Origin of the sequence: Nocardia flavorosea (assembly GCF_015477805.1) — a bacterium.
Lineage (GTDB): Bacteria > Actinomycetota > Actinomycetes > Mycobacteriales > Mycobacteriaceae > Nocardia > Nocardia flavorosea_A.
On record NZ_JADLQL010000002.1, the window covers coordinates 859,907 to 875,010 of the forward strand.

Genomic DNA, 15,104 nt, shown 5'->3' on the forward strand with positions numbered 1-15,104 from the left:
GCCGCCGCGGCGCCGTTCCGGTGTCCACTTCCAACGTAGCGCGCGCAGTACCCGGATGCGCGGCTTTCCTTCTTGCTCGCGTGTTGAGTTCTCAGCAGGGGCCTTCACCGCCCCGCGCAACAACTGAACATGCTGGTCGGCGAAGGTCTGTGTGCAGTTCTGAAACGAGCCCGCACCGTCGCGATCGGCCTTCTCCGGTACATCTGACGGACGGCCCCCGGGCAAACCGGTTGATAAAGGTATATCCCCGGTATCCGACAACAAACAGGCATCACCATCCCGCGTACCTTCTGGCCCCACATTGGTTTATCGGCCGGGCCCGCCCCGCCGTTGCCGATTCCGGGCAGAACTCGCGAACGATTTCGACGCACCGCCAACCGGACCGATGTAACAACATGCCGCGCGCACCGAGGCGCTCGTAGGCGTGCCGTCCGCCGATCCCCGTCCCGAACGCTCCCGGCGACTGTGCCGAACGCAGCGAGGCATAGTTGCTCGGCCCACTTCGAACCGGGCGCGGCCTCCTGCGGCGGTACCTAGTTCAGCGAGGTGCTTTCGAGGTGCCGACGACACAAAAGACACAGCCCGCCCCACATCGATGCGGGGCGGGCTGTGCCGACCGAACGGCCCGGACTGTTCGTCCGGTCCGCGGCTACTTACGCAGCGAAGCCGGGACCTCGAAACGCTTGCCGTACTTCTTCGCCAGTTCGTCGGCCCGGGCCACGAAGGCTTCCTGGCCGCCGGGGTAGCCGACGATGAACTGGTGCACGCCACCGGTCCAGGCCGGGTACCCGATACCGAAGATCGAGCCGATATTCGCGTCCGCAGTGGACTCGAGCACGCCTTCGTCGAAGCACTTCTGGGTTTCGATGGCCTCGATGAACAGCATGCGGTCGATCAGGTCCTGCAGCGGCACGCCGAAACCCGAGGTGGTCTTGAAGTGCTCGCGCAGCTGCGGCCAGATGTTGAGACGCTTGCCGTTTTCGTCGTACTCGTAGAAACCGGCCTTCTCCAGACGACCCGGGCGACCCTGCTCGACCATGTAGTCGACCACGTCGATGGCCGGGTGCCGCTCTTTGCCCATGGCGGCATCGCCGGCCTTGGCAGCCTCTTCGGTCTCCCGGGCGATCTTCTGCATGAGCTTCATGTTCAGCTCATCGGTCAGCTGCAGCGGCGGGGCCGGGTAGCCGGCCTGCGAACCGGCCTGTTCGATGGTGGCGGGCTCGATGCCCTCACCCAGCATGGCGATCGCTTCGTTGACGAAGGTTCCGATCACGCGGGAGGTGAAGAAGCCGCGGCTGTCGTTGACGACGATCGGGGTCTTCTTGATGGCGAGGGTGTAGTCGAACACCCGGGCCAGAGCCTCGTCGGAGGTCTTCTCACCCTTGATGATCTCGACCAGCGGCATCTTGTCGACCGGCGAGAAGAAGTGGATTCCGATGAAGTCCTGTTCGCGCTTGACACCCTTGGCCAGGCCGGTGATCGGCAGGGTGGAGGTGTTGGAGCCCAGCAGCGCGTCCGGGGTGACGATGTCCTCGATCTCCTGGAACACCTTGTGCTTGAGCTCGGTGCTCTCGAAGACGGCCTCGATCACGAAGTCGACGCCGTCGAAATCGGCGACGTCGGCGGTCGGCTTGATCCGGTCGAGCAGCGCCTTGGACTTCTCCTCGGTGGTCTTGCCCCGGGACAGCGCCTTGGCCTCGATCTTCTCCGAGTAGCCCTTACCGCGCTCGGCCGCCTCGATGGTGACGTCCTTGAGCACGACCTCGTAGCCGGCCTTGGCGGAGACGTAGGCGATACCGGCGCCCATCATGCCCGCGCCGAGCACGCCGACCTTCTTGATCTCGCGCTTGGGCACATCCTTCGGCCGCGAACCACCGTTGTTGATGGTCTGCAGGTCGAAGAAGAACGCCTGGATCATGTTCTTCGCGACCGGCCCGGTGAGCAGGTGCACGAAGTAGCGGGACTCGATCAGCGAGGCATCGTCGATGCCGACCTGCGAGCCCTCCACCGCCGCCGCCATGATGGCGCGCGGGGCCGGCATATTGGCACCCTTGAGCTGCTTGCGCAGGTTGGCCGGGAAGGCCGGGAGCTGGGCGGCGAACGCCGGGCTGGCGGGGGTGCCACCCGGGATCTTGAAGCCCTTCTTGTCCCACGGCTGCACGCCGCCTTCAGGATTGGCCTTGATCCATGCCTTGGCGGCCGGCACCAGTTCGTCGATCGAGCCGACCAGCTCGTCGACCAGGCCGATCTCCTTGGCCTTGGCCGGCTTGTTGCGCTGGCCCTGCAGCAGCACCTGCATCAGCGCGTTCTGCAGACCGAGCATGCGCACGGTGCGGATGATGCCGCCACCGGCGGGCAGCAGGCCGAGGGTCGACTCCGGCAGGCCGATCACGACGCCGGGGATATCGGCCGCGATCCGGTGATGGGTCGCCAGCGCGATTTCCAGGCCGCCGCCGAGCGCGGCGCCGTTGATGGCGGCCACGACGGGCTTGCCGAGGGTCTCCAGCCGGCGCAGCGCCGACTTGATCTCGCCCAGCTCTTCCATCAGTTCCGGACCGTTGTCCGGGCCGACCTGCATCATGTTCTTCAGATCGCCGCCGGCGAAGAAGGTCTTCTTCGCGGAGGTGAGCACGACGCCGGCGATATCGTCCTTCTCGGCCTCGAGCCGGTCGACGGTCGCCTTCATCGACTTCTTGTACAGGTCGTTCATCGTGTTGGCGCCCTGGTTCGGGTCGTCCATCGTCAGCACGACGATGCCGTCCGAATCCTTCTCCCAACCGATCATGTTGGCTTCGCTCACGGTTTTTCTTTCTCCTTGAATCCGAGTCGGGAGGGTCAGACGCGCTCGATGATGGTGGCCACACCCATGCCGCCGCCGATGCACAGCGTGACGAGGGCGCGACGGGCGCCGCGGCGCTCCAGTTCGTCGACCATGGTGCCGGTGATCATGGCACCGGTGGCACCCAGCGGGTGGCCCATGGCGATGGCGCCGCCGTTGACGTTCAGCTTCTCGTCCGGGATCTGCAGATCCTTCTGGAACTTCAGCGCGACCGAGGCGAAGGCCTCGTTGATCTCGAACAGATCGATATCGTCGACGGTCAGACCGGCCTTGGCCAGTGCCTTATGGGCAGCCGGCGTGGGCCCGGTGAGCATGATGGTGCTGTCGGCACCGCTGGTGGCGGTGGTCACGATGCGGGCACGCGGGGTCAGGCCCGAGGCCTTGCCCGCCTCTTCGGTGCCGACCAGCACGAGCGCGGCACCGTCGACGATGCCGGAGCTGTTACCGCCGTGGTGGACGTGGTTGATCTTCTCGACGAAGTGGTACTTCTGCAGCGCCACGGCGTCGAAGCCGCCCATTTCACCGATACCGGCGAACGACGGGTTCAGCTTGGCCAGATCCTCGAGGGTGGTGCCGGGACGCATATGCTCGTCGCGATCCAGCACGGTCAGGCCGTTCATGTCCTTGACCGGGACGATGGACTTGGCGAAGTAGCCGCCGGTGGTCGCCTTGGCGGCCAGTTCCTGCGAGCGCACCGCGTAGGCGTCGACGTCTTCCCGGGAGAAGCCCTCGATGCTGGCGATCAGGTCGGCGCTGATGCCCTGTGGCACAAGGTAGGTGTCGTAGTTGGTGGCCGGGTCGAGCATCCAGGCGCCACCGTCGGAGCCCATGGGGACGCGCGACATGGACTCGACACCGCCGGCCAGCACCAGATCGTCGAATCCGGAGCGCACCTTCTGGGCGGCCATGTTGACAGCTTCCAGACCGGAGGCGCAGAAGCGGTTGATCTGCACGCCGCCGACGGTGTCGGGCAGCCCCGCAGCGAGCACAGTGGTGCGGGCGATATCGCCGCCCTGGTCAGCGACCGGGGAGACGACGCCGAGGATCAGGTCCGAGATCCGGTCCTCGTCCAGGTTCGGGAAGCGGTTGCGCAGCTCCTGCACCAGGCCGGTGGTGAGATCGATCGGCTTGACCGAATGCAGCGACCCCTTCTTGTTGCGGCCGCGCGGGGTGCGAATGGCCTCGTAGATGTAGGCCTCTGTGGTCATATCGGAGTGTTTCCTTCCTAGGAATACGCCCGCCCGCACCTGGCGGAGCAGACGCGAGTTACCTCGCCGACCGGCCGTTCGACCGACCGTCCGTATTCAGTTGGCATAGCGTCGGCGGGCCGGAGAACCCGCGCGGGCATACGCTGTACAAACCACGGCACGAACCAGCGGACGGGTATCCGGCGGCCCGCTCGTCACGGCCCACCATAGAACCTTGCCTCGCGGAAGTCCGCAGCCACCCGCCCATAGTACCGCCGGATGCGAACTCCGGTTAACTTAACGTGGTCGAAGCGGTGCTTGTCAACCATTCAACGGGGTGGCGCCCAGCTCACTCGCCAGCAATTCCAGAGCGACCTCGTCCGGATCGCGCCGCTGCGCCGGATCGACCGGCTGCGCGGCATCGGCAAGCATCTCCTGCTCCTCTTCCGGAGTAGAGGGCGGAACAGCACCGGATCCGTAACCGTAATCGTCGGGACCGGGGTCGTCCGGGAGGTCCGGATAGTCGGGCGGCGGTATGTCGTCATAGGGATTCCCGCCCGCGGCCGGGCCCGAATTCCCGGCCCCTGCCGCGCCGGGGTCACCGGCGGCCGCACCGGCGCCCCGGGCCTGGCTGGGCCGGGAGAATCGGGGGGCCGCGGCCCGCCGGCCGGACGCCCCCACCGCCCGGTTCGGCCCGCCCTCACCGCTGCCGGTTCCAGCTTGTGTTGCTACCGCGGGCCCGGCGGCCTCCGGGCCGCGGGACTCGCCCGGGCCGGTATCGCCGTCACCGGCTCCGGGCCGGGCGTTCCACGTGCGACGCGGCCCGCCTCGACGTCCCGCTTCGGAATCGCCGGAATCGGAATCGCCGGACCGCCGCCCGCCGCGTTCCCGGCCGCCGGGCCCACGCGAGACCTGCTGACCGGCGACCACCCACCGCACCGGACGTTCGTGCCCGAGCACCGCCGCGACCGCCGACCGGACCGCCCCCATCGGCTGCGGCTGCGACAACCGCTGTACCAGCGCCGCATGGTGGGCGAGAACGATCTCGCCCTGCTCGACCCCGGCGACCGATGCGCCCGAGGTGAGCATGGCGCCGATGGTCGGCCCGAATTCCCGGACCTTCACCTTGATATCGGCCCAGGCGGCCTCCACGGCCGCCAGCAACTCGGCGTCGGATTCCACACCCGCGGGCCGGCCGGGCCCGGTCGATCCGGCAGCGCGCGGTTGGGCGTCATCCGCCGCGGGCCGGTCCGCGTCTGCGCCCGTTGCCGCACCTTCTCGATCGCCCACCCCACCGGACGCCGGCGCCCCCGGGCGGTTCCGCTCGGCTACGCCGGGATCCACATGGTCGCCGGACGCTACGTGGGACAGCGGACGATCATGTGCGCCGGTACCCGCCGCCGGACGATTCCGGTCACCAGCAGACGCTCGAACGCCCGCCTCGGACCCACTGTCCATGCGGTCACTGCCGGGAGTCGCCGCCTGAACGTCCGCATCGGATCCGATACCCGTACGGTCACCGCCGGCCGTCGCGGCCTGCTCACCCGCGCGACCTTCCTCGCCGGCTCCGGCGGGCCGATGATCCTGCTCGCCGGTGCACGCCCGCGGCCCCGCGGCCGCCGTCTGCTCGCTCGCCGGTGCACGATCACGATCATCAGCGGACGCCCGGGCTCCCTGCCGGTTTTCCGCACCGGCACCGGCACTCGAACGGTTCCGCTCGTCCGGCGCTGCCTGCGCGACAGCGCGGGTGCCCGGGCCGGCTTCTCCGGGCGAACGAGTTCCGTTGTCCACACCGGTCGCCGCCCGTGTATCCGCACTGCCCGCGTCGCCCGGGCCGGCTGCCGGGCTGTTGTCCCCGGCTTCCGAAACGCCTTGCGACAGTCCGGAGCTGCCGGATTCGGCACTATCGACCCCCAGCGCACCCGTCGGCCGCGATCGGTCCGGGGGCGGACCGGCCGCCGGCGCCGGGCGAGGTTCACTCCCGGCCGGCGCATCGGCCGACTCCTGCGCCGCAGCGGTTGTTTCGTGCCGAGGATCGGATTCCGCCTGCCGCGGAGAAGGGCCCGCAGTATGGGCGCTCGGCGAGGTGCCGGCGGCGGACGCGCCGGATGTGTGGGCCTTGGATTCGCGCAGCGCAGCCAGGGCCTCGGCCCCGCGCCGGCGGGACGGGTCCGCAGCCGGCCGGGCGGGGGCCGGCGGCACACCGCCCGAAGGCGCCGCGGCAGCGTCGGCCGGGGCCACCGCAGCCCCCGAAGACACCCGCCGCTCCAGCTGTTCCAGCCGCTGCAGGGTCGCGGCGGCGGAGGTATCGGCGGCGGGCAGCAGCATGCGCGAACATACGACTTCGAGCAGTAACCGCGGCGCGGTGGCACCACGCATCTCACCCAGACCGGCATGCAGGAGTTCGGCGCATCGGGTGAGCGTCGCAGGACCCAGACGGGCGGCCTGCGCACGCATCCGGTCCAGCAGATCGCCGGGGGCCGCGACCAGACCGCGCTCGGTGGCATCCGGTACGGCCTGCATCAGGATCAGGTCGCGCAGCCGTTCGAGTAGATCCACCGCGAAACGACGCGGGTCGTGCCCGGCCTCCATCACCCGGTCCACCGTGCCGAACAGCGCGGCACCGTCGCCGGCCGCCAGCGCGTCGATCGCGTCGTCGATCAACGCCACATCGGTCACCCCCAGCAGTGCGACGGCGCGCGCATAGGTGACGCCGTCACTACCGGCGCCCGCGAGCAACTGGTCGAGAACGCTCAGACTATCCCGCGGGGAACCCCCGCCGGCCCGGATGACCAGCGGATACACCGCCTCCTCCACCGGCACGTGCTCCTGCGCGCAGATATCGCCGAGCAGACCCCGCATCGTGGCGGGCGGCAGCAGCCGGAACGGGTAGTGATGGGTGCGCGACCGAATGGTCGGCAGCACCTTCTCGGGCTCGGTGGTGGCGAATACGAAGATCAGATGCGCCGGTGGTTCCTCGACGATCTTGAGCAGCGCGTTGAATCCCGCGGTGGTGACCATATGCGCCTCGTCCACGATGAACACGCGGTAGCGGGACTCGGCGGGCGCATAGAACGCGCGATCACGCAGTTCGCGGGTGTCGTCCACACCGCCGTGGCTCGCCGCGTCCAGTTCGATCACATCGAGGTTCCCGCCACCGCCCGGAGCGAGGGAGACACAGGACGCGCAGGTACCGCACGGGGTCGAGGTGGGGCCGTCCACACAGTTCAGCGATCGCGCCAGGATCCGGGCGGACGAGGTCTTCCCGCAACCACGCGGACCGGAGAACAGGTACGCATGACTGATCCGACCGGTATCGAGCGCAGTACACAGCGGATCGGTGACATGCTCCTGGCCCACTACGTCAGCGAACGTTGCCGGTCGGTACTTCCGGTACAGAGCCACGCGGAGAGTCTAGGACGGACCTACGACGTATGCGGCCGGGCCCTTCGAGGTCCTTCCATCCATGAGTTAACAGCGTTACGCTAACGCCATTAACCTATCGAGTCGGGGGCCCAGCTCATGTTGATCCGCATCGCACAACTCGTTACGAGATTTCCGCGGGCGATACTCGTCGGCGCACTGGCCGTCGCACTGCTGTGCGCCGTCTTCGGCGCCACCGCCGCATCGGGCCTCAAATCGGGTGGCTTCGTCTCCTCGGACGCCGAATCGACGCAGGCCGGGGAATTGCTCGCGGACAATTTCGAAGGCGCCGCACCCAACTACATCCTGCTGGTCGATTCGGCGCAGGGCGTTGATTCGCCAACCGTACGGGCCCGGGCGCAGGCGACCGTCGATACGGTCCGCGCGCACCCCGGCACCACCAGCGTCCAGTCGTACTGGACCGCGCCCTCGCCCGCGGTAGCCGCGGCCCTACGCAGCACCGACGGGAAATCCGGACTGATAGCGGTGCACCTCGACGGTGACGAAACCCAGATGCAGGAAGCCGCGGGCGAGCTCAATGCCCAGGTGACCGGGACAATCGACGGGGTCACGGTCCGGGCGGGCGGCGCGGCCGCGACCTTCCACGAGGTCAACGAGCAGATCACCCACGATCTGGCGGTCGCCGAGGCTGCGGCCATACCGCTGACCCTGATCGTGCTGGTTCTGGTGTTCGGCAGCCTGATCGCGGCGTCGCTGCCCCTATTGGTCGGCTTGTTCGCAATCGCCGCCACCCTGGCGATCCTGCGGCTGTTCACACTGTTCACCGATGTATCCATCTACGCGATGAACCTCACCACCGCACTCGGGCTGGCACTGGCGATCGACTACAGCCTGTTCATCGTGAGCCGGTTCCGGGAGGAACTCGCCGGCGGCCTGGACCCCCGTGCCGCGACCGTGCGCGCCTTGCAGACAGCCGGGCGCACCGTGCTGTTCTCCGCCCTCACCGTGGCGCTGTCGCTTTCGGCGATGCTGGTGTTCGACCTGTACTTCCTGCGCTCGTTCGCCTACTCGGGAGTGGCGGTCGTGGTGGCCGCGGCGGCGGCCTCGGTGATCGTGCTGCCGGCGGCGCTCGTTCTGCTCGGGCACCGGGTGAACGCGCTGGACCTGCGCGCACCGCTGCTGCGCTTGTTCGGACGCGAGCCGGCGCCGCTGGGTGCCATGGTGCCGGAACAGACGGGCTGGTACCGGCTGGTCCTGCGGGTGATGCGATTCGCCGTCCCGGTATCCGTGGTGATCGTGGCGCTACTGCTGGCGCTGGGATCTCCATTCCTGTCCGTGAAGTTCGGCTACCCCGACGAGCGGGTGCTCCCGGAGACAGCCGCCAGCCGGCAGGTCGGCGACGAGGTACGCGCGGAATTCCCACGGGCCGATCCGGGCGGCAACACCACGATCGTGTTGGACGGCTACCGGGACGAACAGGGCATCGGCGCCTACGCTGCCCGGTTGTCCGAGGTCGACGATGTCACGGGAGTGTTGTCCAGCGCGGGTGTGTACGTCTCCGGCAACCGGCTCGCGCCCACCCCGCCGGGGATGGTCAACGACACCGGAACCTATCTGACCGTGAACACCTCCCTCGACCCGTTCTCCCCCGCCGGCGGCGATCAACTGACGCAACTGCGGGCAGTGCCGGCCCCGGCGGCCCCGCTGTTCTCCGGCGCCGCCGCGATGAACGAGGATTCCCTCGATGCACTCGCCGACCGGCTTCCCCTGGCGGCGATCCTCATCGTCCTGGCAACTTTCGTCGTACTGTTCCTGTTCACCGGCAGCGTGATCCTGCCGTTGAAAGCATTGCTGCTGAACACCCTTTCACTGACCGCGGCATTCGGCGCCATGGTGTGGATATTCCAGGACGGCCACCTCGAGGGCCTGCTCGGGTTCACCGCCGTCGGCTATCTGGTGCCGACCATGCCGATCCTCATGTTCTGCCTGGCCTTCGGCCTGTCCATGGACTACGAGGTTTTCCTGCTGTCCCGGATCCGGGAAGAATGGCTGCGGCGCAGTGCCTATCGCGCGCGAGCGGGAGCCCTGCGTGGTGACGCTTCGCTACCGCCTTCGGGCCTGACCCGCGCACGCAGGGCCCATCGCACCGGCAGCGACTTCGCGGCGGAAGACAACACCGCTTCCGTCGCCGTCGGGGTGGCCCGCACCGGCCGGATCTTCACCGCCGCCGCCGTGTTGATGGCCATCGTGATCGGCGCATTGGCCACCTCACAGGTTTCGTTCATCCAGCTGATGGGATTGGGGCTGACATTGACGGTGCTGGCCGACGCCACCATCATCCGGGCACTCCTGGTGCCGGCGCTGATGCGGTTGATGGGTCCGCTCAACTGGTGGGCGCCGAAACCGCTGGCCCGCCTGCACCACCGGATCGGCCTCGCTGAAGAAACCGAGGTCCGACCGGCCGCCGAACCACCGGTGCGGGTATGACCGGGCGGCCGCGGTCACCGCGCGGGCACGGTGGCCGCTTACGCGCGGAAATCATCGCCGCGACCCGGGAACTGCTCGAACGGAAGGGCAGTGTGGAAGCGGTCTCGATCCGCGCTGTCGCGGGGATGGTGGGGGTCAGCGCCCCGTCGATCTACCGGCATTTCGCCGATAAGGACGCGCTGATCGAAGCGGCGGTGGCCGAGGTTTTCGAGGCGTTGAATATCGCCATGCAGGCCGCGGTGGACCCGGCCGACCCCCCGGCGCTACGGTTGCGCCGACTCGGTCTCGCCTATGTCCGCTTCGCCCTGGACCATCCCGAGCAGTACCGGCTGGCCACCATCCCCACGCCCACGCACGGCGCGGTGGATCTCGTCCTCACCAGTGGCGCCTTCCGATTTTTCGCGACCACGCTCGAGGAAGCCATGGCCGACGGGTTGATCGACCGCGGTGACCCCACCCCGATCGTCCTCGAACTATGGGCGACCGCGCACGGTATCGCCTCACTGCTGCTGGCGAAACCGTTTCTGCCGTGGGGCGATCCGATGGCCGTGGCCGCCCGCGTGCTGGATGCGGCCTGCGCTGGACACGTCGTCACGGAATTGATCGGCCCGCAGGCGTCCCCAGCGGATATGACGGACTGGCTCACGCAATTGCGGAACCGCGTGCGCGGAACCGGAACAGCCCGGGACTGATTCAGCTCACCGCATCGTCCGGCGCGGTGAAGGTATTGCACTGGGCCGTCCGGTTGTGTTCGACACCCAGTCCGAACCAGCGCCCGCCGTTCTCCGGTGTGCCGTGATCGCGCATATCGCCGCGCTGATCACCACGGTTGTCGGCGTCGGTCCGCGCCTGCGACATCTGCTCGCCGGTCAGCGAACCGCCGTCTGCCGAGGAAGCCAGATACATGCCATCGAAACAGTTGGCCTGTAGTTCGACCCGGCGCGACAGTTCCAGCCCGTCCGGGCTCTGCACCCCCACATCGACACGTTCGCTGTTGGCCGCGAGCAGGATGCCGGACAGGTTCTGGATGTGGTGGCCGTACTCGTGCGCGAACACCGACAGGTAGACCACCCAGTTGTCGCCGTAGTAATCGGTTTGCAGCTGGCTGATCGGCATGTAGACGGTGCGATTCGCGGGGCAGTAGAAGGCGGCGAAGTTGCTGGTCGAGCCGGTGCAGGGAGTGGAGATGCCCTCGGTGGTGGCAGAGACCTCCACAGTCGGCGGCTCGAAGGGCAGTCCCGCGGCTTCCAGAACCGGCTGCCATGCCGCCTCCAGGCATTTTTCGGCACTCCGGAAAAAGGCGCGAGCCGTCTCCTCATCGGTCGACCACTCGGTGTAGGGGCAATCGGCGGGAACGAGGGTCGCGTCGGTGTCGACGAGCAACGGATTGGTTCCGGTCTCGGCAGGCCCTGTCTCGCCGGAGTCGTAACCGCGGTCGGGTTGCGGGCCGAGCACGCTCAGCCCGTCCGAATCCAGCGCTCCCCGAACCAGTGCCGCCACCACGATCGCGACGACCGCCAGCAAGATCGCGAGCGTCCGGCCGCCGCCGCGCCTAGGTCCGGCCCGGCCGCCACGCGGCGGCCGTTGCGGAACGGGCGGCGGCATCGGCGGGGCCACGATCGGCCGATAACCGGGTATGGGACCGCGCTGCGGCGGCGGGCCGGGCCGCGGCGGATAGCCGGGACGCTGCGGCGGATAGCCCCGTGCGGCCGGGTATCCCGGGCGGGCACCGTGCGACGGTGGCTGCCGCGGCCGTCCGGGCGGAGGACCGTAGGGCGGTCGACCGTGTGGTGGAATCGGCTGTCTACCAGGAGGAACCGGTCCACGTTCATAAGGTGGTCGAGTCACTCCCCCGGTCCCTCTCGAATATTCGGAACACCAACAGCCGCTGACGCAGGATAGCAAGCTGTCTAAGGTTACGAACCATGCTCACTTCTCGGGGGGGCGCCGCGGCGCTACTACTCGCACTGACCGGATTGCTCGCCCTGTTCATGCCCACCGCCCGGGCGCAGGAGCCCGCCGGGGTGATTCTGAACGTGGATATGACCCTGAGTCGTGAAGGCGTCCTCGAAGTGACCGAGCGGGTGGCCGTGCCGCCCGGCGAACAATTCACCATGTCCCTACCGCTGCGGGTGCAGATCAGCGAGGATTCCGAACGCCGGTTCGCGGTCACCGATATCGAAACGACCGGCCCCGGCACCGCGGAGGTGGCCGATGACCTGTTCACCATCGAGGCGGGGCCGGGCGAATCGACTTTCCGTTACTCGGTGCAGAACACGGTCAGCGATGCCGAGGGCAGCCAGGTGTTCCGCTGGTTCGGGGTGCTCAACGTCGATATCGCCGAAATCCACGCGACACTGATCAGTCCCAGTTTCGAAATGGGCATCGTGGAATGCCTGCTGGGCCCCATCGGCAACACCCGGCCCTGCGCCGAGGTCCACATCGAACCGGACGGGGTGCTGTACCTGGACCAGACGAACCTGCACAAGGGCGAATCGGTGGATCTGACCCTGCAGATACCGCCCGGCACCGTGCCGTCGAACGCCGATATCAGCGGACCCGGTAGCTCACCGTTCGCAATCACCGGTCCGGTAATCATCGCCTTCGCGCTCCTGCTGGCCGCCGCGGCCGCGCTCGCCGGCTACCTCCTCTGGGCACGCCGGCAGACCGGCGCCGCCGAACCGATACCGCCGCTGGCCCATGCCGAGGGCCGCACCCAGTTCAGCTCCCCCGCGGGCATCCTGCCCGGTGAAGCAGGAGTACTGCTCGACGGGAACGCCGACACCACCGATATCGCCGCCACCGTCGTCGATCTGGCGGTGCGCAACTACCTCTGGATCGGCCGCATCGGTGAAACCCAGTGGCGGATGGTCCGGGTCAACCCGGCCGACGAACAATTGCGGCCGTACGAGCGAGCGGTTTACGACGCCCTGCTTCCAGCGGGCACCGACGAGGTCACGGTCGCCGATCTGGCTGCCCCGGGCCGGTTGCCGGCCGAGCCGCTGCGCCGGACGATGCTCACCGACGCGGTCGAACGCGGCGCGTTCATCGACCCCGGCCGCCGCCGCGTACCGCTCTGGCTCGGCGCAGCCCTGATCGTGCTCGGCGCCGGAGTGACCGTCGCCGCCGCGCTGCTTTCCGGCCACGCGCTGGTAGGGGTCGCCATCGCAGTCGCCGGCGCCGGATTGCTCGCGGTCCAGCGTTTCCTGCCGGCCCGCACCGCCTACGGGCGTACGCTCACCGGCCAGGTCCGCGGACTGCAGCAGGGCCTGGAACAGGTGAACAGTGCGCAGATCCCCGCCGGCGACCGGGAACTGGTGTTCTCCCGCGGCCTGCCCTACATGATCGTCTGGAGCCGCGCCGACAACTGGGTGCGCACGTTCCGCGATATCGACCCCTCCGCCGACGACGATCCGGGCCTGTACTGGTTCGGCGGTTTCGAGGGCGACCGTGATCTGCACCGGTTCGCGGGCCATTTCCCCTATTTCATCACCGCGGTGGAGGGTGTGCTCTCGGCCCGCTGAGGTGCGGAGCCGGCCCTTGGTCCGCACGCCGGCGCGCCGCCACCTGCAGACGAAGTGCAGACGCCCGCTGCTTCACCGAGGGGAGCCGTCCGCTACGCGGCCGGGCTTGCACGCTGCGTTTCACGGTCAAGCCTGGCTACGGCGCAGCGCGGCGACGGGGTCGGCGTAGAGGGCGCTCAGCGAAGTGACCACGGCCGCGAACTCCTGCACCTTCGACGAGTAGCCGGTGACACGGATATCGGTGGGCGGCAGCACGGTCGCCTCGTTGAACGATCGCGCCACATGCGCCAGGCCGGGGCGATAGGTGGTGAATGCCTGTCCGCCGAGCACCACCCGGTCCGGGTTGAGCATATCCCGCACCAGGGCGACGGTCCGCCCGAGCACGGTGGCGCGGTCGGCGAGCAGTTCGCGGGCCGGTTCCGAACCACCCACCGCGGCACGATAGAGATCACCGATGGTCGAGCTGGCTTTTCCGTTGTGGGCGGGAACGATTCCGCGGCCCACCGCGCGTGCGTGCAGCGCGCGATCACCGACGGTGGCCTCCAGGCAGCCGCGCCGGCCGCATTGGCATTCGACCTCCGATCCGGTCGGCAGATGCGCGATCGAACCCGGGCCGTTGCTCGGGGTGTGCACACGACCGTCCAGCGTCACCGAGATCCCCGCTGTTTCACGGACGTAGAAGTACAGGCTGCTCCCGTGCACGTGCGCCGGCTCGGGAACGTCCGCCGGATCCGGCTGCACGCCGGGTAACAACAACTCCGCGGCCGCCATCGCCTCGACATGCGGCGCCACCGAGATCGGAAGGCCGAGCACCTCGCTGAACACCGCCCCTACCGGGGCCTCTCGCCAGCCGAGCTTCGGATGGTCGACCACACCGGTACCCGGGTCGACCCGGCCACCGATCGCCACCCCGACCCACAGCGGGGTGCGCCGATACCAGCGCTGCAGAAAGGATTTCGCACTGTGCGCCACGGTCTTGACCGCGAATTCCTGGCCTGTTTGCGGAGTGGCGATGGTGAGACCACCGAGGATACGCCCACGAAGGTCGGCGACCACGATACGAGTGGAGGTGGAGCCGATATGAACGCCCAGCGTGCCGAAGTTGTCGATATCCACCTCGAACGGGACGCGCGGCCGGCCCACCGCGCCGGAGGCGGTGAGGTCGGCACGTTCGCGCAGCAGCCCGGCGGTGAGCAGCGCGGACACTTGCCGATTGACGGTCGCGATACTCAACCCGGTGACGCGGGCGGTGTTGTCCCGGAACACCGGCCCGGTAGTGGCCGACCGCAGCACGGCGGCGGCGGGATTATCGGAGATCCGCAGGTCCGGGGGGACCACGGGGCGGGGAGCGCGGGTACGGGTGGTGGAAGCCTGCGACGCGATGCGTTCGGCGGTGCGGACAGCCATATGATTTCCTCGATTATTCCGGCCGGCGCCGGTATATGCCTACAAATGCTGCAGCGAGGCGGCGAGTGGATCGGAATCGCTCAACCGCGGCGGCGGGAGCAACACAACTCGCGGGTGAGCGGCAAGCGCAGACCGAGCGCTGCGGTCACATATGTGACCGGCTTCGGTGCGGTGCCGCTGGTAGACATAACAAATAAATTAACACCGGGTACGGCGCCACACCAAGAGGTTCGTCCGCGGCGCACCCCAAGTCCGGGCGTTTCCCCAGCTCGGGGC

8 protein-coding genes are annotated in these 15,104 nt (G+C 68.4%); 3 read left to right on the forward strand and 5 right to left on the reverse strand.

The features are described from left to right. Positions 1-649: 649 nt before the first annotated feature. The 3 genes from IU448_RS12895 to IU448_RS28915 all read right to left on the reverse strand — a co-directional run bounded on the left by IU448_RS12895 (position 650) and on the right by IU448_RS28915 (position 7,431). Positions 650-2,800 carry a 3-hydroxyacyl-CoA dehydrogenase NAD-binding domain-containing protein gene (locus IU448_RS12895; protein WP_324188610.1) on the reverse strand — a complete coding sequence of 717 codons (2,151 nt, stop codon included), beginning with the start codon at positions 2,798-2,800 and terminating at the stop codon, positions 650-652. Between the two features lie 35 nt (positions 2,801-2,835). Beyond that, the gene (locus tag IU448_RS12900) at positions 2,836-4,047 is read right to left on the reverse strand and encodes an acetyl-CoA C-acetyltransferase (RefSeq protein WP_195055767.1); all 1,212 of its coding nucleotides are present in this window, start codon (positions 4,045-4,047) and stop codon (positions 2,836-2,838) included. 300 nt (positions 4,048-4,347) lie between these two features. Beyond that, on the reverse strand, positions 4,348-7,431 hold the full coding sequence (locus IU448_RS28915; protein WP_324188581.1) for a DNA polymerase III subunit gamma and tau: 3,084 nt from the start codon (positions 7,429-7,431) through the stop codon (positions 4,348-4,350). A gap of 117 nt (positions 7,432-7,548) precedes the next feature. On the opposite strand from IU448_RS28915, the gene IU448_RS12910 reads away from it, so the two are divergent. Further along, positions 7,549-9,897 carry an MMPL family transporter gene (locus IU448_RS12910; protein WP_195055768.1) on the forward strand — a complete coding sequence of 783 codons (2,349 nt, stop codon included), beginning with the start codon at positions 7,549-7,551 and terminating at the stop codon, positions 9,895-9,897. Continuing rightward, complete coding sequence (locus IU448_RS12915; protein ID WP_195055769.1) at positions 9,894-10,589, forward strand: TetR/AcrR family transcriptional regulator; 696 nt, start codon at positions 9,894-9,896, stop codon at positions 10,587-10,589. Before IU448_RS12910 ends, IU448_RS12915 begins: the two co-directional genes overlap by 4 nt. 1 nt (position 10,590) lies before the next feature. Here IU448_RS12915 and IU448_RS12920 read toward each other — a convergent pair whose 3' ends face one another. After that, positions 10,591-11,421: a neutral zinc metallopeptidase gene (locus IU448_RS12920; protein ID WP_228813043.1), complete on the reverse strand. Its 831-nt coding sequence runs from the start codon at positions 11,419-11,421 to the stop codon at positions 10,591-10,593. 401 nt (positions 11,422-11,822) lie between these two features. On the opposite strand from IU448_RS12920, the gene IU448_RS12925 reads away from it, so the two are divergent. Further along, positions 11,823-13,421, forward strand: a complete 1,599-nt coding sequence (locus IU448_RS12925) for a DUF2207 family protein (protein WP_195055770.1) — start codon at positions 11,823-11,825, stop codon at positions 13,419-13,421. A gap of 126 nt (positions 13,422-13,547) precedes the next feature. Here IU448_RS12925 and IU448_RS12930 read toward each other — a convergent pair whose 3' ends face one another. Beyond that, the gene (locus IU448_RS12930) at positions 13,548-14,828 is read right to left on the reverse strand and encodes an ROK family protein (RefSeq protein WP_195055771.1); all 1,281 of its coding nucleotides are present in this window, start codon (positions 14,826-14,828) and stop codon (positions 13,548-13,550) included. Positions 14,829-15,104 lie beyond the last annotated feature (276 nt).